The organism is Aeribacillus sp. JST-2, assembly GCF_056032925.1.
The window spans coordinates 16,959-42,282 of the sequence record NZ_JBVVUU010000023.1 but is presented as its reverse complement, the minus strand read 5'-3'; the positions used below and the strand labels follow the sequence as shown (position 1 = coordinate 42,282).

The window sequence follows — 25,324 nt, the reverse complement described above, 5'->3', positions numbered from 1 at the left end:
AAACAGAAGGATCAATAAGGTCCTTCTGGGGAATTTTAAACCGGCGATTTTGGGGAAAAAATAATCGGCCTTGACACACTAAAGTAGCTTTAAAAAACGAAAGCCTTTTCTGCCAAGCAGCTGAAAAGGCTAAACTTTTATCAACTATCAACTAACTAATATAATCTTTGCAGAACTTTCCTTCCAATTATCGTACATACATTTTTAGAAGGGGAAATAGCCCCATTAACAACCGGATTATGGAAAATCAACATAGAATTATTAATAATAAGGATAACCGTAACCATAGCCGCCATAGTAAGGATATGGGTAACCGTACCCGTATCCATATGGAGGGTACAGTGCGCTTCCTAATAATCCGCCAAAAAATCCTCCGAGAAACGGTCCGCCGAATCCAAAAGGTCTTCCAAACCCAAAGGGTCTACCGAACCCAAAAGGTCCGCCAAACCCAAAAGGTCTTCCGAATCCAAATGGACGTCTTCCAAAAATTCTTTCATCCTCATGTGTTTGAACATGTTCCAATTCATTGTACATACTTTTTCCTCCTCCATTTTCTTTTTAGACCAACTCACTTAAACATTTTCAAATGACATAAAGAAATTTGCCCAAAATGTTTTCATACTAGACTATGATTCAATTGTGGATTTGAATAGGCACATATCCATTGTTTGAAAAAAATATCGTTCATTAACGAGAAATTCTTTAAATGAAAAGCTGACATGATATCAAGTTTAATCATGGAGAACATAAAGGTATTTATTAACATATAGCACCTCGAAGAACCTTTTGAAGTGGATTTAGGAGGCGGGTTGTAAGGAGCTTTAATGGCGCCAAGTTATAATGAAAATGGAATTTGGCAAAATGGTAACAATAGCGATCCATTCGATATAGTTTTATGTTTTATCTTTCCCGCAAGTTCAAGTAAATCCTTGCTGAATATTTGATTAGCCGGCATTTATGCGCACAAAGCGTGAAAAATGTTGGAATCATTACACTTCGCTTGTCATTTGGTCCTGGTTATTCCTTATCAGATAGAGGAAACTGTGCGTTTCGTACTTTTGGTGTTCAACCGTTTGACCGTTTAATTGAGGGGAGGTTTCTTTATTTGAGCACTATTTTCCTTTTTACTTGCAGGAAATATGCGATCCCAAATACCAATTGCTGCAGATCTTATTGCAGTTTCTTTAAGCAAACTAATTCCATCTGGTTTGCGGAAAATTTTTGCTTGAGATCGGCAGTTAATATATTTTGTTATTTGCCTCAGCTTGCTTGTTTATTCCTAACTTTATTCAATCGCTCCTGTTTCTTTCCGAGAAAAATCGAACCGCACATGAACGGGTATATAATTTGCAATTATGGGATGCTCAAGGAATAAGAAGAATCCTCTTCTTTTTGTTCGGTTGATATCAAAAGTTGGACACGAACTTGCAAAAGCGTTATTTTTCAAAGCCATATGTACAAAGCCCTCTTTCAAATTTTGGAGGGGGCTGTTTGATGCCAAATTTGCTTAAAGTTTTCGGCCGCTTTTTTTCATTCCCCGGTTTGAAGCCATTTCTTTTTCGTTATGAAGCAGTCTGTTGATTATTCAAACATTCCAATATTGCAAGTTCCAAAAACGTTACCCCGCGATTAAAACGAAAGCAAACCAGGCGAGCCCAGGTCCAAGAGTTACAACAAGCGCAGCAGAAAGCAATAGTTGTTTAAAAAACACATTCTCTTTTACCCCTTGCACGTTCGCAAGCAGCAATGCCCCGTTTGTAGAGAAAGGACTTAAATCGACAATGCTTGAAGCGATGGCAATTGCTGAAACGACGCCGATGGAAGAAATAGTCGGATCTTGCAGAATAGGTGCTGCCAGAGGGATGATAGCTGCTAGGAAACCAGTGGTAGAGGCAAAAGCCGATACGACTCCGCCTACGTATGACGACGCAAGAGCTGCTGTCACCGGATTCCCAACTCTTGCTATCAAATCGGTCATATAATCAATGGTTCCGATTGTTTCCAGAACTCCCACATATGTTACAATTCCAGTTATCAAAAGAATGACAGACCATGGCATACGCGCTAGGACGCCTTTTTGCTGTTTTGGAGCTATTAACGCCAATACTAAGCCGATTCCCAGCGCTGCAAAACCGATGTCTATGTCGAATGTAAGAGCCAAGACAACTAGGAGGATGATGCCAATAAGCGTAATACCTCTATACCATGTTAATCCGTTATCTGAAAATTTTTTTTCCTCATTTCCGGAGGCATCAACGGTTGAAGAATCTACGTACCCATCTGCAGGTATGCGTTTTTTTAGCAAGCGAAGTCCGCCCAAAATGATGAACACAATAACAGACGCAAACACACTAAAGATAAAAGCATTTATGAAAAGCAGCCCAGGCGAATGAGGAAGATCCCTTGCTTGCATAACACCGTTGACAATGACACCATATGGATTCAGCGGTGAATATGAACCTGCTGTGGATCCTATAACTACCAATAACCCCATTAACAGAGGACTGATGTTGTATCGGGCGGCAAAACGCAGCGAGATCGGCGCAAGGATCGCAATGGCTGCGGGCCCCAAGGTGCCGACACTGGTTAAAATGGTGCAAAGCATGAACATAATCCATGGAATGAGACCAAGATTGCCTCTGACCATGCGAAGCCCCCAACTAGTGATCAAATCGACTGTCCCGTTTTTCTCAACGATAGCAAACAGGTAAGTAACTCCTGCAAGGGTGACGAACAGTTCGGCTGGAAAACCGCTATAGATGTCGTCCATCTTCAATCCACCGAATCTGACACCGACAACAAAAGCAGCGACAAATCCTAAAATGCCGAGGTTGATTGGCAAGAATGAACCCACCACAAACATGATGAGAAGCACCAAAACTCCAATGAGCTCTAAACTCATACAGATTTCTCCCCCTAAGTTAAAGTTTCAAAATAAATGTAACCGCTTTCTAAAATCTCCAGCATTTAAAAATCGACTATCGACAGAGAAGATAAAATTATCGAAATAAAGTATCATAGCAATATTCGTAAAATTATAATTTAGACTAATGAGGGATCACCTACCAAAAATTTGAATCGTAATTTGCTTCAGTCTAAAACTGGAGTGCAGCTGATTATAAATATTTTGAATGGTGTACAAGATTATTTGTTGACACCACATGTCAATCAAAAGCTTTAGGGTGCTTATGATTTGTTCGTAAGATCGTCTGTTAGCAAAGATAGATGTTAAGAAAGGCAGCAAAAATCAGATAAAGTGCTTTTATCTCATTACCTCCTTTCAATGTTTTTCATTAGTCGCAGATTTTTGAAACTAATCAATGGTTACAAAATGTTCGAGAATATAAATTGAAAATTTGCAATTTTGTCAATTGTCGACTGTCGTTAATGTATATCATAAAGCAAACCTCAAACATTTGCAATAAAAAATCTGAAAATTTTTATTAATGTTATTATTGAGTATATTTATTTATTTTAATAATATGGATCCTTAAATTTTTTAAACTAGAAAAAAAGGGGGGTGCTCCGTCCAATCTCGAATAAATGGAAAGGTGAGGCAAACGAAAGATTGGGGATAATTCCATAAAAATACAAGAAGTTTCCTGCTTAAAAGATTTTTTCAAAAATTTGTATTTGTTTATAAGTTATTATAAGATTATGTTAAAATAGACAGTCGACATTAAAGAGAGGATGGGCGGAAATGAAAAATAATCAATTATTTTATAATCATTCGCTGTCCCATAAAATAGCGGAAAAAATAACAAATCAAATTATGTCGGGTGAACTGAAGCCCGGAGAAAAAATCATTGAATCCACTTACGCAGAAGAGTTTGGGACGAGCAGGGCGCCGATTAGGGAATCGCTTTATTTGTTAGAAAATGAAGGATTAATTGAGCGGATTCCCAGAAAGGGAGCTATTGTGAAGGGTTATACGGAAGATGAAGTTTATGATCTTCTTGAAATGAGAGTAGTGTTGGAAAGTCTTGCGATGAAAAGAATTAAAGTACGCGGTGTAAATGAAGAAACTCTTAGGAAAATGGAACAATTGGTACAGCAAATGGAAGGGGTTGACGGCGACGAGAAACTGTACGCGAGTCTAAACCAAGAGTTTCATATGCAAATAATTGAAATGAGTGGAAGTGAAATTATTAAGGAAATGTATTGGAGATTAGGACGGCCTTTACTTGTCCTTCAAAGAATATCATTTCTTGAAAAAGAACATATAAAAAAGTCTTTGAAAGAACATCGTATTATTTTAGATCTGTTAAAGGAAAACCTAATCGATGAAGCTCTTGTTCTCCTTGAAAATCATAATCATAGCGTCATAAAAAGGGTTGAAAACAAAACTATAAATAAGCAATCTTATAATTAGCAACAATGAGAAAAAGATTTGCATGTTCTGAAACGAACAAGAACTATCTTTTTATGATTATTAAGGGAGTAATTATGAAGTAAGTAATGCAGCTTTTTGGGCTGGCTAATTCATATTGACTCCCTTTCTTCATATCTTCATTTCATCCCCCTGCTTCTTCAATTCATAGACTGAATAATGATCTCGAAAAACATTCTCCACTTTCCGGCAATTCGGCAAATTTAATATAAAAATTTGAATTTTTCAGAAATTTAACATTGACTTTTATAAGGTCAGAGGCTATTATGAAGGTAATAAAGACGACTGTCGACAATTGTCTGGATAAAAAAGGCAGATTGGAATACCACATTATTAAAATATGACAGAATTATTTGGGAAGAAGTAGGAGAAACCTTAAAATTTACAGACAGAAAGGAGATTTTTTATGAGGGTAACCATTAGTCAGGTGGAGACAGATGGGAAAATTATACTTCAAGAAAGTGCCGGGCTTGCCATTGTCACGATCCAAAGACCGCATCTGAAAAACGCGATGTCATCGGCCATGTGGCGGGAGTTGGCGGAAATCGGAAAGTTGATTCCAGAAAATCGGAAAACAAGAGTAGTTATTTTGCGTGGAAGCAAGGATCAATTTTCTGCCGGTTCAGATTTGAAAGAATTTAACCGAATGTCCCTTGATCAAGCACACGAAGCTTTTCGCTTGATAGAACAAGCCATTTCGACTTTTGAAAAACTGCCGCTGCCAACCATTGCCGCAATCGACGGTCCGGCATTAGGCGCAGGCTTTGTCCTCTCTTTAGCATGTGATCTTCGGGTTGGCACCTCTAAAGCTAGAATGGGGATTCCCGTTGGACGGCTGGGAATTACGCTAAACCAAATGTTTGTGAAACGGATCGCGGACCTGATCGGAGGGAGCCGGACGATGGATTTAGTTTATACAGGTCGTTTGTTTAACGCTTCAGAATGCTACCAATTGGGGTTGCTGAATTACATGGTGCCAGATGGTGAAGATATAGATCATTTTACATTATGTTTGGCGAAAAAAGTAATGGAACAGTCGCAAGCTTCTCTTCTGGCTGTTAAAAGATCTGTCGCTTTTAACAAACCGTCTCTTTTTTTCCCTTGGGATACAGGGACAGCATCCAGCATAGACACCAATGATTTTCCGGAAGGTGTTCGCTCATTTGTAGAAAAAAGAAAACCAAATTTTAAAGGGAGAGATTGACATGCTGCCGCTTGCAGGAATTAAAATTATTGACTTGACAAGAATATTGAGCGGTCCGTTCTGCACGATGACATTAGCTGATTTAGGTGCCGAGGTGATAAAGATTGAAAGTCCGCAAGGGGACGATACAAGACAGTGGGGACCGCCGTTCATCCGAAATGAAAGCGCCTACTTCCTCAGTGTCAACCGCAATAAAAAAAGTGTTGTTCTGAATTTAAAAGATCCAAAAGGGAAAGAAATTTTCCTGAAAATGGTGCAAACAGCGGACGTTGTTGTTGAGAACTTTAGACCTGGCACATTAAAGAAGCTGGGAATTGATTTTGAAGTCTTAAAGCAGCATAATCCTAGAATTGTTTTAGCTTCGATTTCCGGATTTGGCCAAACAGGCCCATATGCCAAAAAGCCAGGGTATGATGTCTTGGCTCAAGGAATGGGCGGGTTAATGTCGGTTACAGGAGAACCAGGCGGTTCGCCGGTCAAAGCGGGGTATTCATTGGCGGATATCGGAGCAGGAATGTGGGCCACAATCGGCATCCTTTCAGCACTTTGGGAAAGGCAAAGTTCCGGCCAAGGGCAATGGGTGGATGTTTCCTTGCTTGATACAATGGTTTCTTGGCAAACATATCTTGCTGGAAACTATTTTGCGACAAACAACGATCCTCAGCCATTAGGCGGCGCTCATCCTAATATTGTTCCTTACCAAGTCTTTGAAGCGTCAGATGGCCACTTTATTCTGGCGGTAGGAAATGATAACCTTTGGAACTCGTTTGTTGAGGCAATGGATATGGAAGTTCTTAGAGACCGGAAATTTAAAACGAATCCCGACCGGGTTCAAAATCGAGATGAACTAATTTCCATCCTTGAGGAAGCGTTTAAAAGAAAAACGAGGGATGAATGGGTTGACATCTTTGAAAATGCGAAAATTCCGTGTGGACCGGTTAATAAATTGTCGGACATTCTAAATGATGCTCATATTAAGGAAAGGGAAATGGTAGTTGAAATGGAACATCCGTCCCTTGGCACCTTGAAAATGCTCGGTATACCTGTGAAATTATCGCGAACACCAGGCAGGCTAAAAACGGTTCCTCCTGCTCATGGAGAGCATAGCCAAGCTGTTTTAAAACAATTGGGCTACAGCAAAGAAGAAATAGAACAATTCATAAAAGATGGCATTACTGTCGATCGTTCAGCATATGTATAATTCAATTATAAAGGTCGACAATCGACTAAATAATGAACTTGTCTTTAAAAACTTCTAACAGGTATGCTACGTTCGCATTTACCTGGTGTCAAAACTTTCTTTTTAACCCTTCATTCTCTTCCAGGGAGAATTAGAAGGTGAATATCCCGGCAAAATGAAATCTAGCCTCCAAATAACCATTTGCTTCAGCACGAAAATTTCCCTGTCAATTACTGGTTGTTGAAGCAAATGGTTTCCGGTTTGCCGATGAAGACGCCCCAAAGTTGGTATGACGATTCCCCTCGGCAATAAAAATCTTAAGGGAAAGGGGATTTCGATCATGCGCATATTCGCTCTTGTTGGCCCTAGCGGAACAGGGAAAAGTTCCAGTGCACTTTCATTTGCCTATAGTAAAAACATACCGGCTATCATTGATGACGGATTGTTAATTTATAGAGGGCGAAAGGCTGCAGGGATTTCGGCAAAATATGAAAAAAATTATATTACAGCTATTAAACGAGCCATCTTTTTTTATGAGGACCACCGAAAAGAAGTTGTGAATAAGATAAAAACACTTAATATTCCATCGATCCTTATTATTGGAACTTCTGCTAAAATGGTTGATCAAATTGCCGAAAAATTGCAATTAGGAAAAATTGATAAATATTATCAAATTGAAGAAATTCGCTCTTCAAAAGAAATCAACATGGCATTGTATGTGAGAAAAACGCAAGGGAAACATATCATTCCACTGCCTTACGTAGAGGTCGAACAGAATATTTTTAAAAAAATGATTATGAAAGGAAAGAAAATTTTTTCCTCCCAAAAGGAAGAAATTGGCGAAACAACGATTATCAGACCGAGGTTTCAACAAGGAACCATTCATATTTCTGAACATGTTGTAAAACAAATTATTTTGCATGCGTGCACTTTGATACAAGAAGTGAAAAAATGCCATCGGATAGATGTCTCCTTACACGAGTTGCCGAATATTAAAATAAGCCTTACAATGTATTACCCAATGGATAAAGCATTACCTGTTGTCGCCGAACAGATTCAAAGAAAAGTTGCCGATGACTTTTTCAGATATTTAAATATAGAGTTAAATAGCATTGATATTCATATCCATAAATTGTCGATGGAATCCTCTTATTCTGCGCCCTAGACTATTCAAATTGCCGGCAAATCGAAAAGTGCACCGCATTTTTGACCATTAAGTAGACGACAAGAATGGCGGGAATGCTTTTGTATCCTTCTTTTACGAAGGTGGAATGAATGTTTGCAAGTTATCCCCTAAAAAAAACAAGATGACCATGTTTGTTTAAAACAGCATATACAAATTTGCGACGAGACGGGATTTTGTTAAAAAAGGAATTTTTACAAGAAAAACGTTAGGCAAAGCGTGGCATGATCTATATTAATAAAGAGAACATTTGCTTGCAGCCTAGCGACTACAGAAATTTGAGCAGTATCAAAAGTTTTTGCACATAAAATCAAAAGCATGTTCGTTCGGATTTTGAAGTGAGCCCCTCGCCTCACAATCGTTTTAAAGGGAAAATAAACCAAAATGAATAGAACAAAATTCCTTGCGGCCAATAACTTCCATTAAATTGCCAAGAAAAGAGATCATCAGTATAATAGGATAACAAATTGATAAACTGGAGGTTATGGCGTGTTAGAATTGACAATTGATGAACCAGATATTCTTATTAAAGTGGCGCATGCGTTGTCATCAAAAATTAGGATCAATATTTTGAAATTATTAAATTATAAAAAAATGAACATCTTGGAATTGTCTGAACAGCTTGGATTGCCAGTTTCCACTATCGCTTTTAATGTGAAGGTGCTTGAAAAAGCCGGTTTAATCATTACCGAATTGCAGCCTGCCTCAAGGGGGACAATGAAGGTTTGCACAAGAAATTTTGATGATATCTACATGAATTTAAACTTGAGAACCGGCATGAACAATCCGAAAAATTCCTACCAAATAGAGATGCCGGTTGGCCATTATTTGGATTTTGATGTTTACCCCACGTGCGGTTTAATCAATCAAAACGGCATCATGAAACCGGATGATGAACCGTCGCTCTTCTATCATCCGGATCGAATGACTGCCCAGTTGATTTGGTTTCGGAAAGGGTATGTGGAATATCATTTTCCTATGCTTCTTCCGGCCGACGCCAAACTTGAATCCATTCAATTCTCAGTGGAACTGTGTTCAGAAGCTCCGCGCTATGACCATCATTGGCCTTCTGATATAACGGTTTGGATCAATGGAACAGAAGTATGCACTTGGACGTGCCCCGGCGATTTTGGCGATAGAAGGGGAAAGCTAAATCCAGCATGGCTCCCAGATACCCACACGCAATATGGACTGCTGAAAACATGGAAAGTCACACAAACCGGAAGCTATCTCGATGACGTGAAGGTGTCAGATGTAACGTTGAACGACCTCAAAGTAATCGGAAACAAGTCGGTTCGTTTTAAAATAGGCATTAAGCCGGATGCCGCAAACATCGGCGGAATCAACCTTTTCGGAAAAGGATTTGGGGATTACGAGCAAGATATTTTAATGAGAGTTATTTATTCTTAAAGTTTTAGAACAAACTCATTTATTGCAGGAATGTTGTAATGAATGAGTTTGTTTTTTTTGATCCCAAAATGCGAATCGCTTTAAGTGAACCGTTTAGCAGCGGCGAAACATCGATGAAGCGGCAAAACAGCAAAAAATATTTCTGATTTTTCTAAAAAATAATTGACGAAACAACATGAAAGCGTTATCTTTTAATTAAAACAATCATATTGTTTTAATTAAAAAAATTGTAATAAAAAACAGCAAGAACAGTCAGAAGCAATTAAAGGAGGGATTCTGTGAAGAAAAAGGTATGGATCATCAAGTTATGCTGCTTCCTCTTATTTGGAATGCTGCTGGGCTGCAGCAACAATCCTGAATCCGCCAACAAAAAAATGGAACTCACCTACTGGACGATGTTTGGTGGCGGTGACGCCGCGTATATGCAAGAAATTGTTAATCAATTTAATGAAACCCATCCAAACATTCGAGTCAAAAATATTCAACTGGCTTGGGATGAATATTACACAAAACTTGTTACAGGATTCGCCGCTGGCAAAGGACCGGATATAGCAGTATCCCACGTTTCAAGACTTCCTCAACTTGTCAATCTGGAAATCGTTTCAGAACTGGATCCGTTAGCTGAAAAAATGGACATCGAATGGGAAACTTTCAATCAAAACATTTTGGACGCAACAATGTTCCGCAACAAACATTATGCCATTCCCATCGACACGCACCCTTTGATTTTTTATTACAACAAGAAGCATTTAAAAACTGCCGGATTATTGGATGAGAGCGGAAAACCGATCATGGAACAATCTCCGCAAGGGTTTATTGATTTTTTCATTCGATTAAAAGAAGCATTGCCAAAAGATGTCATTACCTATTCATTTCCTACGAGCGGCGACGATCCTTATCGGCTATGGTGGGCGTTGTATCACCAGCTGGGCGGTGATGGGATCCTTTCGGAAGACCTTCAGTCTCCGGACATTGATTTCGATAAAGCGATTGAAGCAGCCAACTACATGAAGGCGCTGTATCATGACTACAAAGTGATTCCGTTGCATATCGGCGATTTCTATCAAATGTTTCAAAGCGGTTCCACAGCTGTATTGACAACCGGAGTTTGGGCAACAGGGATTTGGGAGCAAACAAAAGATTTAGAATTCGGCGCACTTCCATTGCCCAACATTTTTGAAAAAGAAGCGACATGGGGGGACTCCCACACGTTAATTTTGCCAAAAAATCAAAATGCTAGTGTGGAAAGACAGAAAGCAGCCATAACGTTTGCCAACTTTGTGGCGGAAAAGACCCAAATATGGGCGAAAGCCGGACATATTCCTGCCAAGGACACGGTTGTTCAAAGTAAAGAATTTAAAGAGATGCCGTATCGCAGTGAATACGCAAACGCCGCAAACAATGTCGATTTTCCGGAAAAATCCGTTAATAATTGGCCAGTTAAAGATATTTTGATTCGTAATCTTGATACGATTTGGAACGGGAGCGCATCTCCAGAAGAAGCTTTTCGCAAAATCGATCAGGAAATCGGCGACTTGCTGGATAAATCGCTTTTAACAGAATCCCCATAGATGATTGTGCTAGAGGAGGCTTGCTGATGAAAACGAATACCTTTTCAGAAAATATGAAAGCCATTCCGTTTTTACTTCCCTTTACCTTTTTTTATATAGTTTTTACCATTTTTCCAATAATCAAAGGCTTGCAAATGAGCTTTTACAATTGGACGATTGTGAAAAAGATGAACTTTGTCGGATTGTCTAACTACTTGGTCATGCTGAAGGATCCTGATTTTTGGCAGTCGCTTTGGAATACAACATGGTTTGTTCTGTTATCCACCCCTTTCATGATCGTATTGGCACTATGTTTGGCATTAATGGCAAATAGGAATTCAAAATTAAAAGCATTTTACAGAGGAGCTTTTTTTCTTCCATCGATCCTGTCGGTTTCCGTTATTTCTTATATTGCCATTTTTATGTTACAGCCGTATACCGGACTCGTTAATTCTTTCTTGCATTTTGTCGGCATAGAGGCTGAACCGTTTTGGCTGGCTGATCCTAAACTTGCTTGGGTTACAATTGTCGGTGTGACGCTTTGGTGGACAGTCGGATTTAACATGGTGTTATTCCTCTCTGCATTGCAGGATATCCCGGATTTCTTATATGAATCCGCTGATATTGACGGGGCAACCGCATGGCAAAAGTTTTGGCACATTACATTGCCACAGTTGATTCCGATCGGCAAAATCATTTTGCTTTTGCAAATTTTGGCTTCTTATAAAGTATTTGCGCAAATTTTATTAATCACCAATGGAGGACCGGGAACAGCGACGAGGCCGCTTATTCAATATATATATGAAACCGGGTTTATCAAATTCAATCTCGGCTATGCGGCAACCATGTCTTACGCTTTGTTCTTCATTTTGCTTATCCTATCGGTCATTCAGTTAAAATGGCGGGGAAAGGAAGGGGAGGTATAAGTTATGATGAAATCCATCCGCGCGAATGCTATTCCGTTCATTGCAGCAATCATATTTTTGTTTCCAGTGATCTGGATGCTGTTCGTCTCCCTGAAGCCGCAAGGAATAGGGGTCGATCAAGTCTTCGAATGGTTTCTGCCTCCTATGACATTTGAAAATTATTTCTCTATTCTTTTTCATTCGGCAGTGTTAAGATGGCTTTTGAACAGCCTCATCGTCGGAATCTTGACGACTTTTATCACCCTTTTGATTGTGTCGCTAGCTGCATTTGCCCTTTCGCAAATCAACTTCGCCTATAAAAAATTTTTGTTTGTGTTCTTTTTGGCAGGGTTGATGGTGCCTGGGGAAGCAACAATCATTCCGCTGTATCAAATTGTCAAAGATTTGAACTTGCTTGATTCATATACTGGGCTGATTTTGCCGGGCATTGCATCGCCGCTTGGCGTCATTATTTTAAAGAGCTTTTTTGACAGCGTGCCCAAGGAAGTGATTGAAAGCGCCAAAATGGACGGCTGTTCATTGTTCCGGCTGTATTATTTCATGATTTTGCCGCTCGCTAGACCGGCGCTTGCATCAATCGCGATTTTTACGTTCATCGGATCGTGGAACAATTTCTTGTGGCCTTATTTGGCTATTTTTTCGGAAAATTTATACACTTTGCCAGTGGGAATCCCGACATTTAATTCGAATTACTCCCAAGATTATGTGCTGCCGATGACGGTGAATGCCGTCGCTTCACTTCCGGTCATCATTGCTTTTCTCATCTTTGAAAAACAAATTGTGAAAGGAATCAGTTTTACAGGAATAAAAGGATAATAAAGGAGATGGTTTGATGGAACAGGCAAAACAAGTGCGAAACGAATATCCAAGACCGCAGTTCGAAAGAGAAGAATGGCTCAATTTGAATGGAGAGTGGAATTTTCAATTTGATGACAAAAATATAGGAGAAAAGGAAAAATGGTATATGAAAGGAGTTTTTGACAGAAAAATTATTGTTCCATTTACTTACGAAAGCAAAGCAAGCGGAATAGGCGAAACGGTTTTTCATCCATATGTGTGGTACGAGCGAACATTCGAAATCCCTGGAAAGTATCAAGGGAAAAAAATCATTCTCCATTTTCAAGCATGTGATTATATAACAAAGGTTTGGGTTAACGGCCAATTTGTCGGACAGCATAAAGGCGGTTATACCGCCTTTTCATTCGACATCAGCGGCATTGCCGAAGCAGGTAAGGAAAACAATATCGTTATCAAAGTGGAAGATAGCCAAAGTTGTTTTCAGCCAAGGGGCAAGCAAAGATGGATCGGCAAAAATTTCGGTTGCTGGTACACCCAAACGACGGGAATTTGGCAAACGGTGTGGCTGGAATTTTTGAACGACTACAGCATTCGTTATGTTAAAATGACCCCTGATATCGATCAAAATTCGATTGAATTTGAGTATCAAATTGACGGGGAAATCAAGGATGGGAAGCAGGTTCAATTGTCGACGAAAATAAGCTTTCAAGGTCAAGTTCTCAAAGAATTCACCCTTTTGGTGGATCGGCCGACCCTTCAATGCACCATCGATATAACGAGCGAAATTAATGAATGGAAAATTATGTTGTGGCATCCGGATCATCCTCATCTGTATGATGTCCAATTTACATTGGCAAAAGACGGAGAGTTAATGGATCAAGTATCTTCCTATTTTGGAATGAGAAAAGTTTCCATAGAAAATGGCAAAGTTTTGTTAAACAATCGGCCAATCTATCAAAAACTGATTTTGGATCAAGGCTATTGGCCTGATACTCTTTTAACCCCGCCATCCGATGAAGCGATTTTGGAAGACATTCACAAAATTTTAGAGATGGGGTACAACGGCGTCCGTAAACACCAAAAAATAGAAGATCAAAGATTTTTATATTGGTGCGATCAAAAAGGGCTGCTCGTCTGGTCGGAAGCGCCAGCAACTTATGAGTATTCGGATGAAGCGGTTGACAATTTTACAACAGAGTGGATGGATATTGTCAAACAACATTACAATCATCCGTGCATTATCACATGGGTGCCTTTTAATGAATCGTGGGGCGTCCAAAACATTTATACGGATCGAAAACAGCAACAGTTTACGGAAGCGATTTATTATTTAACAAAATCAATGGACAACATGCGGCCTGTTATTGTGAATGATGGTTGGGAACATACCATTTCGGACATTATTACCCTGCATGATTATGTTTCGTATGGAGAAGAATTCCTCGAGCGGTATTATGACAAAACGAAAATTGTGACAAACGTTGTACCTCACAACAAGTTCAAGTATGCGATGGCAAAAGGCTATAAATATAAAGGACAGCCAATTTTCATTAGTGAATATGGCGGCATTGCTTTTCAGGATGAAAAAGGATGGGGCTATGGCGAACAAGTGAAAACGGAGGAAGAATTTTTGGATCGTTTTCGTTCGATTACAAAAGCGATCAAAGACACGGATTATATTTGCGGCTATTGTTATACTCAAATTACCGATGTGCAACAAGAAATCAACGGTTTGCTGACGGAAGACCGAAAACCGAAAATCGATCCGGCAAAAATTAAAGAAGTTAATGATCTATAATGAAAGTTGTTTGTTGCAAAATATGAATTTCTAAAGAAATGCGATCTCTAATCTCGAATAGAGGTATAAATGATGGAGGGCTGTTCGATGGGCAAGTTCCAACAGCCCGCATCTTTTTTTTGAAAGCGATTTCATTTCCTTTTCCCTTGAAATATCTCATTTTCAACAAGGGGATTCAAAGTTTTTGGACGACAAGCAAGGCAACACCATGGGCTTATAAAAGGAACTATGTTATCTTTTGTCGAAGAACTTCGTAAACCTAAAAAAGATTGAAAGAGATATTTGCTAAGATGTTGTTCCATCCATCAAAGAATCTTTTTTGAAGAAAAATTTTAAAAAAACAGCCTTTATCAAAAATCCATGTTTTTACCAAACTGTTTGTCCAGTCTATTTTTTTTTTCAAGCATATGATGTTGACAAAAGTATGAAAGGGGTGAATCTTATGAGCAATGTATGGTATCCAAAAAGACAAAAAAACAATAATAAAAAGGCAAAAGCCAAATCGAAAGCGGATGTTGATTTTAAAAGCGATGTTGATGTGAAAACAGACAATGATTTGGAAAATGATTTAAAAAATTTCGACCGCAATACAAATATTGCTAGAATAACTGATAGCGGGAATTCCAAAGTTGAAGTCGACATTAAAGTCGACTCTGATGCAAAAGTACGGTCAAAAGCAGAAGCTGATCAAGATCAAGAACAAGAACAAGAGCAGCATCAAGAACTAGAAAAAGACAGAAAAAACGACTACTACTAGGAAATTGATGGAATGTAGGTGGGGATTTTGCCTCCCCGCCTATTACTCAAGGAAGGAGAAGCAGTGTGGACCAATTTGAAAAAAGCCGTTCCTCCATTCGAAAGGTTAGTGAATTCCCTTCGCTGCGGAGCTCTTCTATTCATGATTCACAATTGAATAAATCTGCCATAGGTTATAGCGGAAATTCCGATGTGAAAGTAGATGTTAATGTTCAAATTGATACAATCCCTATCGCCATAGCCGTTCTTTGTTCATTATTTGCCAGCAAACAACTGACACACGAAGAGTTCGAGATTGCTTTCAACAAATTACTGGAGACAACTGACAAATACAAACAATTAAGTGCCGATGGCTCATCTAATGTAAAGTTATTTCATCCGAATGTTTGGGGAAGGTAAATAAAGAAGCGATTTTGCCTTTCTCAACTATTTATTTTTCAATATGAAGTCAAAGTGAAAGGCATGAGCGGAAGAAATAAACGGTTTAAAAAATTTCGATTTTCTTTCAGCCGGACAAGAAATGAGGAGGGAGGGTTGAAACATCCGGTACATACCCTCCCTAATGTTGAAGCGGCTCAATGCGGTTTTTTGCAAAAAAAGTACAAATGATTTGCCATAGATTTGAGAAATGCGCAATCTTACGAAAACAGGGTGCATGATTTAATTTTCTCTTCCCATTTATTAATATTAATGCCCTCCGTGTCCTTGCCCGTTTTCTTGCGAAATTTCAAGCTTGTCGTCGAGAATTCCTTGCGTTTGAAAGGAAATTTGCTTCATATCTCCGATGATAAACCCATGGTTATACGGACCTGTTGTCGGGTCATTTTTAAAGGTTGGTTTAATGTTTGCCAAGAAATCATATGTTTCTTGTTGAAGCCGTCCTTTCTTTAGCCAAATCATCGGAGCATGTTTGCCGAGATGCGAAAATGGTGCGGCAGCTAGAGCAAGTTCCGGTGAAACCGTCGAAATAAAAGAAACACCATGGCCCGGTTCCGTTACCCCCCATCCGAATTGAGTGTCTTCATCTTTAAATTTGGCAAATTCAATGGATGTTGTTACAGGGTCGTTTCCGGATATCCGATAAACAGTCCCATATTCTTTCAATTGTTTTTCAACATCTTCCGAAATAACCTTTTCGGGTCCTAAAATATAAATGTTTGCTTTATTGTTCCGCTTCTGAAGTGCATCGATCGTTTCTTTAGGCAGTTCCTTTTCAGCGGCAAAGAGAACGGGTTCAGGCATATGGGAAATCCAATTGACGGCCGGTATGGAATACAGTTTATGTTGATCCTCTGAAGAAACGATGATCACACTATCTGGGTAGCCGCCGGAAACATCTGCATAAGCTTGATCGACATTCATTGCTAATTCTGCAGGATTTTTCCCTTGAATGTGTTTCATTTTATAGCTGGATAATTGCTTTGTTACATTGCTTGAAACTTCTCCTACAACAACAACTTGATTGCCGTTTTTGTCGCCTGCAGGGTTTAACCGTTTCATTTCATTCAAAACTTGGTCGGGAACGTTGTCGTGATGAATGAATAAGATCGGACCGTTAATCGGATGATGGATGAAATCAGCTCCAGCTAACGCTGCTTGCCATTGGTCGACAGGCGCCAAAATAACGGCTCCAGGCTGATTTTCTTCATGTGTGGCAGGCCAGATCGTTTGAGACACGTAAATGGACGCACTAATTGGATCGGCAGCCGGAATTCTCGTTATGTTTTTTGTGTTCTGGACAACTAAGTTTTTTTCTGCATTAGAATTGAATTGTGCAGGTGCATTGGAAAAATTTTGATTGGCTGTATTTTGAGCGCCTTTTCCGCTATTTTTGGAATCATGGTTCATATTTCCGTGGTCCATGTTTTCATGATCCATACCATCCATATGTTCCCCTTTATTTGGATCATTAGAACCTTTATCACTTCCGTTGGAACATGCTGCCAAAAAGAGCATGAATACAGTTAGAACGGTTAGAAAAGCTAGCAGCTTGCCATTTTTTTTCATAAACACTCCTCCTCACATTTTCTTTGCATTAGTTTTAGCAAAAAAATGTGCAAAAATGATGGAGAAGCTCCCATTTCTCCGACCTATGAATTTTTTATTTCCACTTGCGCAAAAGGTTGGACAAGGTTTGGCAGCCGGTTGCAATTTTGAAGGTCGGATGAGGGATGGCGGACAAATAAATAATATTATGAAAGAGAATGGTATAATGGAAAAATGGGAACGGATCGTTTGTTTTTAGTTGGAGAAGAACTTCCCTTCTTGTAAGGGGAGGCGATTTAGCTTTAGCTGATAGGGAAGGGAGCAAAAGTGAAAAAAATTTCGTTTAAGTTAGGAATGCTATTTTTCGTCTTCGTTTTAGGAGTCGAAATCATTTTATTTGTATCATTATACATAACTTTGGTCAATTCAAGAATTGAGGAGGAGTTTGATCATTTGTTGGCAAGAGGGAATAATCACCGCGATGTGCTGGAAAAAAATTTTGACCAGTCCACGCTGGAACATGTCACCATGATGGAATCGGAAGCGGAGACGGACGTCGTGATTACGAATGAGAAAGGTCACATTTTGTATTATTCCGATCATATTTTGCCATTCGCCAAAAAAATGGTGAATAAAACAGGCAAAACGATACCTGATGATGGAATGATCGTGCAAAAAAATTGGCAAAAAGAGTCGCATATTACGACCGTAAGCCCGATTCGGATTAACGGCAAGATCAAAGGATATGTCTATATGTTTCAAAATACCGATTCCATTCAAAAAATGATTTATAAATTAAAGCATCATTTCGTTATTGTTGGAATTCTTTCAGTATTTTTAACGATTATAACCATTGCTATTTTATCCAAAGTCATTACCAATCCTCTCATCCGTATGAAAAAAGCAACGGAAAAATTGAGCAAAGGCGATTTTTCCGTTCGCTTGCAAGTGAAAGGGGAGGACGAATTGGCGGAGTTGGGGAAAGCGATTGAAACATTGGCGAGAGATCTGGAATATTTAAAAAAAGAAAGAAAAGAATTTCTTGCCAGCATTTCTCATGAACTCCGCACTCCGCTGACATATGTCAAAGGATATGCCGATATTGCAAGGCGGCCGAATATAAAAAAAGAGGAAAGAAACCGCTATTTGTCCATTATTTACGAAGAAGCGGAGAATATGGAAAAGCTTGTGAAGGATCTGTTTGAATTAGCGAAGATTGATCAACATTCCTTTCAAATTCATAAGGAACCGGTCAACTTATGCGCTTTCTTCAAAAAATTGCGTGATAAAATGCTTCCTGCGTTTCAAGCGAAAAAAATGTCACTTATTTATCAATGTGAAAAAAACATGACCGTCCATATTGACCAAAAACGTTTTGAGCAAGTGATGATGAATTTGTTGGACAATGCTTTAAAATATTCCGATCAAGGTTCTGCCGTATCAATTCAAGCTAGAACGGAGAAAAACAACATTGTCATGATGATCTCGGATGAAGGAACAGGAATTCCTGAAGAAGATTTGCATCATATTTTTGAACGGTTTTACCGAGTGGATAAATCCAGATCAAGAACGAGCGGCGGAACGGGGCTGGGATTGGCGATTGTCAAGGAGATCGTCGAAGCGCACGGAGGGGCGGTTTATGCCGCAAGCGAATACGGAAAAGGAACAAACATAGTGATAATGCTTCCGGAGGGATGAGCATGTGCACGATTTTGCTCGTTGATGATGAAAAAAGAATGTTGGATTTGCTGGAGCTTTATCTTTCCCCTCAAGGGTATCATTGCGTCAAGTGTGAGTCAGGTTTATCTGCCATTCAATATTTGGAAAACAACAAAGTTGATCTAGTCTTGCTCGATATTATGATGGCAGAAATGGATGGCTGGGAAACTTGCCGGCGAATGAGAGAAATTTCGGATATCCCAATTATTATGGTAACAGCAAGAGACCAAACATTCGACATTGTTAAAGGCCTCAAACTCGGTGCGGATGATTATATTACAAAACCGTTTGACGAAACTGAGCTGCTCGCCCGTATTGAAGCGGTGCTGCGTCGTTCCTCGGGAAAGCGTTCAATGGTAAAAGTTCAAGGATTGGTATGGGATCAAGAGGAACATAAAGTCCATTTTCAAAACGAAGCGATTTTGTTGACGCCGAAAGAGTTTGATATTTTAGGGCTGCTTTTGAAGCACCCGAACAAAGTTTTTAGCAGGGAAGAAATCATTGTTTCCTTATGGGGGTACGATGCCGATACCGAGGAGCGCACCGTCGACTCTCACGTAAAAAATATTCGCGAAAAACTGAGAAAAGCAGGATTTCCTGTCAATCAATTTCTCCATACTGTTTGGGGCGTGGGGTATAAATGGGGAGACCGCATGTAAGCAGGAAGGAGGTAGGAACATCCTTCCGTTTTTGTATGAATAATTTACGGAATTTTTAGAATATAATTTTTCTTTAAGTTTTGATTGATGGGGGAAATGACAAGACGTTCAACAGCTGCTATTCCGCTTTGCCGTGAACATGGAACAAACGGTTTATCTTTCCTTTTCCATTCATGGGCCATTTTTTGTTTTTGGAAGGCGCAAAATTTTATTGTTTTTTCTACACATTTTCGTTTGCGTTGCATATGAAAAAATAGGCTGCAATTGAAGGGGATCAGCAATTTTTTTAGATTTTTTTATTTCCAAGTTGACAAATAAGAAAAGTGTTATTTAATATATGCTTAATAAAAAAACCGGTAAGAAGTTGCAAAACATGTTTCATAAACAGGAAGGGGATCAAAATGAAAAAATTAATTGTGTTGGCGTTCATCGGTTTTTTAGCCCAGTTGATTGACGGGTCATTAGGAATGGCCTATGGAGTGACATCTTCAACGTTGTTGTTGTCGTTCGGGATTGCCCCAGCCGTTGCTTCCGCTTCCGTTCATTTGGCAGAAGTATTAACTACAGCGGCCTCTGGTGTTTCGCATATAAAATTTGGAAATGTTGATAAAAAAATGGTTTTTCAATTAATTATTCCAGGTTCAGTAGGTGCGTTCATAGGGGCTTGTTTTTTAAGCAATTTGCCCGGTGACCTTGTGAAACCTTACGTTTCCGCTTTTCTATTGTTTTTAGGCGTTTATGTCATCTATCGGTTTTTGTTTACATTTAAAGTGAAGGAAGTAAAACAATACAAACCATTATCTTTTAAGAAAACCGCCCCGCTAGGATTTATTGCCGGTTTTGCTGATGCAACTGGCGGCGGTGGCTGGGGGCCTATTGCAACACCCGTGCTGTTATCCCAAAAAGGAATGGTTCCCAGAAAAGTTATTGGGACCGTTGATACGAGCGAGTTTGCCATTGCCGTTAGCGCTTCTGTCGGATTCATCCTCTCCTTAGGTTGGGAGCAGGTAAATTGGTTTTGGGTTGGGGCTTTGATGATCGGCGGAATTGTGGCTGCACCGATTGCGGCGTGGATCGTTCGGTTTCTTCCGCCTCATATCATGGGGGTATTGGTCGGAGGATTTATTATTCTAGTGAATGTCCGTACTCTTTTGAATTCATGGGTGGCGGATCGTTCCCTTTATCCGTTTATTTATGGTTTTCTCATCATTTTGTGGCTATTAGCTATTTTATTTTCCATTCAAAAATCAACTGCAGAAAATCAAAACAAAGAAGGAACTTTTGAAGGGTAAATGGAACATAAAAAGAAGGAGCCTAAAAGGATGTCAATTCTTCTTTCACAATAGGCGTTAAATTATGAGAATAAACATAACCATTCTTTTATCATTGCATTATTTGCACTTAGTGCAGCAAATTTGCAACAGGTTGGCGCCATTCCCAACCCGCTCTTCTTTGACCAAAGTTTTATTTTAATATAGCCATAGCTGACGGGTCTGATCGTAGCAACCATGGTTTGTTTTGCGATTGCTTATATTATTTTTATGCGGCAAGAGATCCGCTCAAAATAAACAGTTTCAAAGTTTGCACTAAGACCGGAAGCAAAACATTTTAGTTGGTGATGGCAAATAGCTGTAAAATTTTTTCCGGAACAATTGCATAAACAGAACATCCCTCGTATGCAGGAAACATATGAGGGATTTTTTTCGTTTAAAAAATCATATGATGGGGGGGTAGCTTCAAAAAATTTCTTCACCTTTTCAACATTTCCGGCAAACTTTCATAAATTTAGTTCATAGGTGCGGAAAGGAGAGATCATATGCGAATTGAGACTGTGGCGACAGTAAAAGAAATCGTTCCGAAACAGGTCATCGGGAGAACGGTGATCGTCATTGATGTGCTGAGAGCATCAAGCACAATTATCACGGCATTTGAAGCCGGATTTTTATCAGTCATTCCTGCTGAAACACCTGAGAATGCATGGGCGCTTCAAACGGAAAATACAAAAATTGCCGGAGAAGTGTTTGGAAAGAAAGTAGAAGGGTTCGACTATCAAAACTCCCCGACAGAGCTTTTACGTGAAACACAAGCTGGGAAACATCTCATTTTATCAACAACCAATGGAACAAGAGCCATTTTCAAGGCGCAAAAAGCAAAACAAGTTTTCATCGGGTGTTTTTTAAACGCAGCTTCCTGTATAGAAAGAGCGCTGTTCATGAAAGATGATATTACATTGTATTGCGCCGGCACCCGAAATGAATTTGCATTAGAGGACGGCCTCGCCGCAGGATTGATGATTCATTTAGCAAAAAAAACCGACCCTTCCGTAGAGGTTTGCGATCTTTCAAAAGCGCTGGAAGCATCCTACCAGCAGCTTGAACATCTATTTCCAAATCTTTTTTTATCAACAACAACAGGCAAACGTTTAGTGGAAAATCAATATCGAAAAGATATCTTTTATTGCTGCCGGATCAATAATTCACAAATTGTCCCTATTGTTTGCAAAAATAGAATATTTCCTTTTTCCAGCTCATAATCCTTAATAGTAGAATTGGGACAGGAGTTGGGTTATAATGAATATTTCGACAGGAGAGGTAGCACTTCTTATTTTAATTGTCATCGGCATATTAGGGCGTTCTCCAATCATTGCAACGGCTGCCAGTATTTTGCTGATCTTAAAGCTTTCCTCGATGGAACGTTTTTTTCCGATGGTGGAGCGGCGGGGTCTCGAACTCGGTCTGCTTTTTTTGACCATTTCCGTTTTGGTTCCGTTTGCCAGCGGGAAAATCAGTGGAAAAGACTTGGCCGTTCTTTTAACAACTGTTTCCGGTGCAATGGCGCTTGTGGGAGGAGCGCTTGCTACATATATGAATGGGAAAGGACTGGAAATGCTCCAAGTAAATCCGCATTTGATTATCGGGCTAATTGTCGGCTCGATCATAGGGATCGTTTTTTTGGACGGGATCCCGGTTGGACCTTTAATGGCTGCGGCGATCACGGCGTTATTAATGAAGATCATTTATTTGTTTGCGAAATTTTTTTAACTTTTTATGTGGGCAATTTCCCTACTTTTTTAAACAAAGTAGGCGCTTGCTTTCCTTGTTTTGTTTCACCTTGTTTGTTTTTGCTTGGTTTAATGAAAAAAAAGGCAATTAATAAGGTAACTAGACATAATCCGGTCATGCTGAAAAAAATGACTCGGTGGGAAATTTTCATCAGCCAGCTGAAAAGGGGGGGACCGAATGCAACGCCAAGGAAGCGAATGCTCCCGTATAAAGAGGTGATCATTCCCCGTTCAGCTTTTCCGACGGCTCCCGTGATCAGCGTATTCAAGCAAGGGAGCAAAAAGCCTGTCCCAATGCTGCCTAATGTTAAACATCCAACCATCAGGTAAATCTGTTGAAAGAAGGAAACAGCCAACATTGAACCGGTTAACAGCAGCATTCCGATTATGATGATTCGGCGCATGAGCGGTTTATTCATTTTGATTTTCGCACCTGTTATATAAGCAGTGATAACCATTCCTAACAAAGGGATGGCCAGAATGCAGCCTTTTAAAACCCCGTCGATGTTATATGATGCTTCCAAAACGTCCGATAAGTAAAACAATACTCCAAATAAAATAAATAAACCGACTGTTCCGACGAAAAATGCCGGGATGAGCCATTTGCCTTCTTGTTTAAAGATTTGTTTCAAAGATTTGATATATTCTGGAAATGGTTTCCCCTTTGCTTTTGCCTTTTCTTTCACGAAAAACCAAACGAAAATAGCATTTGCAAAGCAGAGGGCCGGAAAGGCAAAAAACACGGCAAACCACGTAATCAGCGCGATCAACGAGCCGATAATGGGAGATAAAATTTTTCCCAAACCGTTTGAAGATTCGATTATGCCGAGCGCCTTGCTTTCTTGCGCCCCTGAAAATAAATCGCCGATTAAAGCCATGGCAATTGGAGAAGTGCCCGCTGCGCCGATACCTTGAATCAAGCGGCCGATTAAAATCCATATGTAAGAGTTGTCCATAAACCATGCGGCAAAACCTGAGATTAATCCGCCCGCACCGTATATCACTAAAGCTAGAACAATGACCCATTTGCGGCGAACATGGTCTGATACATATCCGATAAACGGAATCACCAAACCGGCCGAAAGGGAAAAAATCGTAATTGTAAGACTGACTTGAAATTCAGTCAAATCCAAATTTGTTTTCATCGTAGGAAGAACCGGGACAAGCATAGAGTTTCCCAATACCATTACAAATGGAATAAATGCGAGAATGATCATTGTCAATGTTCCTTGTTTTGCTTCCATCATGTTTCCTCCAACTTAAAATGGTGTCTCTATTACCCTTTCCCGCCGCTTCGCTTTTGATACTACCGCATATTTTGTATTTTTTTACATCCCCTTGATAATGGGATTTTTCCAAAAGCCTTATTTCTTTTAACCATTTGTTGGGAATATGAAATTCCCCCATGCCGGAAAAAGACATGAGGGATAATTTGATCATGTTACATCTCATTCACTTGCAATATATTTTCAGATGGTTTTAAAGGAAACGTATCAAAACGGAGCCCTCTTCTTAAACATTCCAGATTAAACGCATCTTCAAATTGAATGTTCCCCATATTGACATTTCGCCCCCAAAAATGAATTAAAGCAATTTGCTGATTTTTTTTTGGTGCTTCCCATATTAAATAATTTCTCATCTCTTCCGGTATCATCTGCTCAATTTTATGCAAAAAATTTAAATCAATGCTGCCATTCTCATCATATATGCCTACATCTTTTCCAGATTCTCTTCCCTCAACGATTACATAAGACGCACCAGATTCGAGATCCGAATAAAGCGTCCGTTTTAATTCATCCACCTCAAAACGGCTGCCGACAGCTTTTTTTCCAAATTCAGTAATGACAGCAAATCCTTCATGGATCGCTTCTTTAATCAATTTTTTCCGCATGGCTGCCGGCAGTTCAATGGTGCCGTCAGAAATTTCAAGATGATGGAATCCTATTTTTTTTAAATAATTAAAAAGATCTCTTAAAACCCCTTGATGGCAGGCAATTTCAAATAAAGTTCCACCGGGATATAGAATAATGCCGGCATTTTTCGCTATTTGAAGTTTCTTTTGAAGAATTTCAGGGGGATACAGCATTGTTGTTCCAAACCCAAGTTTAATGTAATGAACAAATTTCCTCGATTGCTCTAAAAACTCTTCAAACCATTTCACACTGATGCCTTTATCAATCAGCATTGTAATTCCAAGTTGATCGGTTTTTTTTAATCTTTCTCCGGATGGATCATGCAGTTCCGGAATAAAAGTGTTTTGTTGCTGATGGTTCACGGTTTGCTCCCTCCCAATGGGTAAATGTCTCTGTAAACCATCGTATGCGAAACTGCCCATATCGTTCTTCTCCCATCTTTATGAATGTTGTTCTTCTCCGCTTTTTTGAAGATCAATCATTTCACCGCTGACATGCAAATAAAGATTCAGTTCTGAATCATCTCCTAAAATGGATTTTTTGAGACCTTCAACAAATCTCGACGCAATATCGACAAAGTTTTGTTTTTCCCCTGTTTCATCTAATTGACCCATGACATATAAATGATTATTGTTGTTGTACATGTAGGCAATGTAACCGATCGCTTTTCCATCCGAATCCACTACATTCATGATTTCTCCTTGCTGATTTCGAAACTCGGGTTGAAAGTAGATCAACAGCAAAAACTCCTTTCATATTGAGTAGCAAAATAAACTATTTGTCTTTATAGT

Annotated in this window: 22 protein-coding genes; 16 read left to right on the top strand and 6 right to left on the bottom strand. The window is 39.4% G+C overall.

Annotated elements, in window-relative coordinates; genetic code table 11:
- Positions 1–261 precede the first annotated feature (261 nt).
- Positions 262–534, bottom strand: a complete 273-nt coding sequence (locus tag AC0KTX_RS11870) for a hypothetical protein (RefSeq protein WP_474252386.1) — start codon at positions 532–534, stop codon at positions 262–264.
- Positions 535–1,618: 1,084 nt separating this feature from the next.
- Entirely contained in the window at positions 1,619–2,902 is a 1,284-nt protein-coding gene (locus tag AC0KTX_RS11865) for an SLC13 family permease (protein WP_474252385.1), read from the bottom strand.
- 798 nt (positions 2,903–3,700) lie between these two features.
- Between AC0KTX_RS11865 and AC0KTX_RS11860 the strand changes: the two genes are divergently transcribed.
- From AC0KTX_RS11860 to AC0KTX_RS11810, 11 genes are all read left to right on the top strand, one after another.
- Positions 3,701–4,372 (top strand): GntR family transcriptional regulator, encoded by a 672-nt coding sequence (locus AC0KTX_RS11860; RefSeq protein ID WP_474252384.1) that lies wholly within the window; start codon positions 3,701–3,703, stop codon positions 4,370–4,372.
- A gap of 424 nt (positions 4,373–4,796) precedes the next feature.
- Positions 4,797–5,594 carry an enoyl-CoA hydratase/isomerase family protein gene (locus AC0KTX_RS11855; protein ID WP_474252383.1) on the top strand — a complete coding sequence of 266 codons (798 nt, stop codon included), beginning with the start codon at positions 4,797–4,799 and terminating at the stop codon, positions 5,592–5,594.
- Position 5,595: 1 nt separating this feature from the next.
- The gene (locus tag AC0KTX_RS11850; RefSeq protein WP_474252382.1) at positions 5,596–6,795 is read left to right on the top strand and encodes a CaiB/BaiF CoA transferase family protein; all 1,200 of its coding nucleotides are present in this window, start codon (positions 5,596–5,598) and stop codon (positions 6,793–6,795) included.
- A gap of 319 nt (positions 6,796–7,114) precedes the next feature.
- On the top strand, positions 7,115–7,939 hold the full coding sequence (locus AC0KTX_RS11845; RefSeq protein WP_474252381.1) for an Asp23/Gls24 family envelope stress response protein: 825 nt from the start codon (positions 7,115–7,117) through the stop codon (positions 7,937–7,939).
- A 507-nt stretch (positions 7,940–8,446) separates the two neighbouring features.
- The gene (locus AC0KTX_RS11840) at positions 8,447–9,367 is read left to right on the top strand and encodes an ArsR/SmtB family transcription factor (protein WP_474252380.1); all 921 of its coding nucleotides are present in this window, start codon (positions 8,447–8,449) and stop codon (positions 9,365–9,367) included.
- Positions 9,368–9,645: 278 nt separating this feature from the next.
- Positions 9,646–10,938, top strand: a complete 1,293-nt coding sequence (locus AC0KTX_RS11835; RefSeq protein ID WP_474252379.1) for an ABC transporter substrate-binding protein — start codon at positions 9,646–9,648, stop codon at positions 10,936–10,938.
- A gap of 26 nt (positions 10,939–10,964) precedes the next feature.
- Positions 10,965–11,843, top strand: coding sequence for a carbohydrate ABC transporter permease (locus tag AC0KTX_RS11830; protein ID WP_474252378.1), 879 nt, complete (start codon positions 10,965–10,967; stop codon positions 11,841–11,843).
- A gap of 3 nt (positions 11,844–11,846) precedes the next feature.
- Positions 11,847–12,659 carry a carbohydrate ABC transporter permease gene (locus AC0KTX_RS11825; RefSeq protein ID WP_474252377.1) on the top strand — a complete coding sequence of 271 codons (813 nt, stop codon included), beginning with the start codon at positions 11,847–11,849 and terminating at the stop codon, positions 12,657–12,659.
- Positions 12,660–12,675: 16 nt separating this feature from the next.
- On the top strand, positions 12,676–14,439 hold the full coding sequence (locus tag AC0KTX_RS11820; RefSeq protein ID WP_474252376.1) for a glycoside hydrolase family 2 protein: 1,764 nt from the start codon (positions 12,676–12,678) through the stop codon (positions 14,437–14,439).
- A gap of 442 nt (positions 14,440–14,881) precedes the next feature.
- Complete coding sequence (locus AC0KTX_RS11815) at positions 14,882–15,196, top strand: hypothetical protein (protein ID WP_474252375.1); 315 nt, start codon at positions 14,882–14,884, stop codon at positions 15,194–15,196.
- A 65-nt stretch (positions 15,197–15,261) separates the two neighbouring features.
- Positions 15,262–15,594: a hypothetical protein gene (locus tag AC0KTX_RS11810; RefSeq protein WP_474252374.1), complete on the top strand. Its 333-nt coding sequence runs from the start codon at positions 15,262–15,264 to the stop codon at positions 15,592–15,594.
- 288 nt (positions 15,595–15,882) lie between these two features.
- On the opposite strand, the gene AC0KTX_RS11805 is transcribed toward AC0KTX_RS11810, so the two are convergent.
- Positions 15,883–17,202, bottom strand: a complete 1,320-nt coding sequence (locus AC0KTX_RS11805; protein WP_474252373.1) for a cell wall-binding repeat-containing protein — start codon at positions 17,200–17,202, stop codon at positions 15,883–15,885.
- A 306-nt stretch (positions 17,203–17,508) separates the two neighbouring features.
- Between AC0KTX_RS11805 and AC0KTX_RS11800 the strand changes: the two genes are divergently transcribed.
- From AC0KTX_RS11800 to AC0KTX_RS11780, 5 genes are all read left to right on the top strand, one after another.
- Positions 17,509–18,879, top strand: coding sequence for a sensor histidine kinase (locus tag AC0KTX_RS11800; RefSeq protein ID WP_474252372.1), 1,371 nt, complete (start codon positions 17,509–17,511; stop codon positions 18,877–18,879).
- 2 nt (positions 18,880–18,881) lie between these two features.
- On the top strand, positions 18,882–19,559 hold the full coding sequence (locus AC0KTX_RS11795; RefSeq protein WP_474252371.1) for a response regulator transcription factor: 678 nt from the start codon (positions 18,882–18,884) through the stop codon (positions 19,557–19,559).
- Positions 19,560–19,960: 401 nt separating this feature from the next.
- Positions 19,961–20,851: a sulfite exporter TauE/SafE family protein gene (locus tag AC0KTX_RS11790; protein ID WP_474252370.1), complete on the top strand. Its 891-nt coding sequence runs from the start codon at positions 19,961–19,963 to the stop codon at positions 20,849–20,851.
- Between the two features lie 524 nt (positions 20,852–21,375).
- Entirely contained in the window at positions 21,376–22,092 is a 717-nt protein-coding gene (locus tag AC0KTX_RS11785; protein ID WP_474252369.1) for a 2-phosphosulfolactate phosphatase, read from the top strand.
- A gap of 37 nt (positions 22,093–22,129) precedes the next feature.
- Positions 22,130–22,600, top strand: coding sequence for a DUF441 domain-containing protein (locus tag AC0KTX_RS11780; RefSeq protein ID WP_474252368.1), 471 nt, complete (start codon positions 22,130–22,132; stop codon positions 22,598–22,600).
- Between the two features lie 4 nt (positions 22,601–22,604).
- On the opposite strand, the gene AC0KTX_RS11775 is transcribed toward AC0KTX_RS11780, so the two are convergent.
- The 3 genes from AC0KTX_RS11775 to AC0KTX_RS11765 form a co-directional block, all read right to left on the bottom strand.
- Complete coding sequence (locus tag AC0KTX_RS11775) at positions 22,605–23,867, bottom strand: MFS transporter (RefSeq protein WP_474252367.1); 1,263 nt, start codon at positions 23,865–23,867, stop codon at positions 22,605–22,607.
- A gap of 194 nt (positions 23,868–24,061) precedes the next feature.
- On the bottom strand, positions 24,062–24,895 hold the full coding sequence (gene comA / locus AC0KTX_RS11770) for a phosphosulfolactate synthase (protein WP_474252366.1): 834 nt from the start codon (positions 24,893–24,895) through the stop codon (positions 24,062–24,064).
- 78 nt (positions 24,896–24,973) lie between these two features.
- The gene (locus AC0KTX_RS11765) at positions 24,974–25,270 is read right to left on the bottom strand and encodes a hypothetical protein (protein ID WP_474252365.1); all 297 of its coding nucleotides are present in this window, start codon (positions 25,268–25,270) and stop codon (positions 24,974–24,976) included.
- Positions 25,271–25,324 lie beyond the last annotated feature (54 nt).

Coding starts and splice junctions, on each gene's coding strand:
- AC0KTX_RS11870 (WP_474252386.1), bottom strand. CDS start 534: ATGTACAATGAATTGGAACATGTTCAAACACATGAGGATGAAAGAATT.
- AC0KTX_RS11865 (WP_474252385.1), bottom strand. CDS start 2,902: ATGAGTTTAGAGCTCATTGGAGTTTTGGTGCTTCTCATCATGTTTGTG.
- AC0KTX_RS11860 (WP_474252384.1), top strand. CDS start 3,701: ATGAAAAATAATCAATTATTTTATAATCATTCGCTGTCCCATAAAATA.
- AC0KTX_RS11855 (WP_474252383.1), top strand. CDS start 4,797: ATGAGGGTAACCATTAGTCAGGTGGAGACAGATGGGAAAATTATACTT.
- AC0KTX_RS11850 (WP_474252382.1), top strand. CDS start 5,596: ATGCTGCCGCTTGCAGGAATTAAAATTATTGACTTGACAAGAATATTG.
- AC0KTX_RS11845 (WP_474252381.1), top strand. CDS start 7,115: ATGCGCATATTCGCTCTTGTTGGCCCTAGCGGAACAGGGAAAAGTTCC.
- AC0KTX_RS11830 (WP_474252378.1), top strand. CDS start 10,965: ATGAAAACGAATACCTTTTCAGAAAATATGAAAGCCATTCCGTTTTTA.
- AC0KTX_RS11825 (WP_474252377.1), top strand. CDS start 11,847: ATGATGAAATCCATCCGCGCGAATGCTATTCCGTTCATTGCAGCAATC.
- AC0KTX_RS11820 (WP_474252376.1), top strand. CDS start 12,676: ATGGAACAGGCAAAACAAGTGCGAAACGAATATCCAAGACCGCAGTTC.
- AC0KTX_RS11815 (WP_474252375.1), top strand. CDS start 14,882: ATGAGCAATGTATGGTATCCAAAAAGACAAAAAAACAATAATAAAAAG.
- AC0KTX_RS11805 (WP_474252373.1), bottom strand. CDS start 17,202: ATGAAAAAAAATGGCAAGCTGCTAGCTTTTCTAACCGTTCTAACTGTA.
- AC0KTX_RS11795 (WP_474252371.1), top strand. CDS start 18,882: ATGTGCACGATTTTGCTCGTTGATGATGAAAAAAGAATGTTGGATTTG.
- AC0KTX_RS11790 (WP_474252370.1), top strand. CDS start 19,961: ATGAAAAAATTAATTGTGTTGGCGTTCATCGGTTTTTTAGCCCAGTTG.
- AC0KTX_RS11785 (WP_474252369.1), top strand. CDS start 21,376: ATGCGAATTGAGACTGTGGCGACAGTAAAAGAAATCGTTCCGAAACAG.
- AC0KTX_RS11780 (WP_474252368.1), top strand. CDS start 22,130: ATGAATATTTCGACAGGAGAGGTAGCACTTCTTATTTTAATTGTCATC.
- AC0KTX_RS11775 (WP_474252367.1), bottom strand. CDS start 23,867: ATGATGGAAGCAAAACAAGGAACATTGACAATGATCATTCTCGCATTT.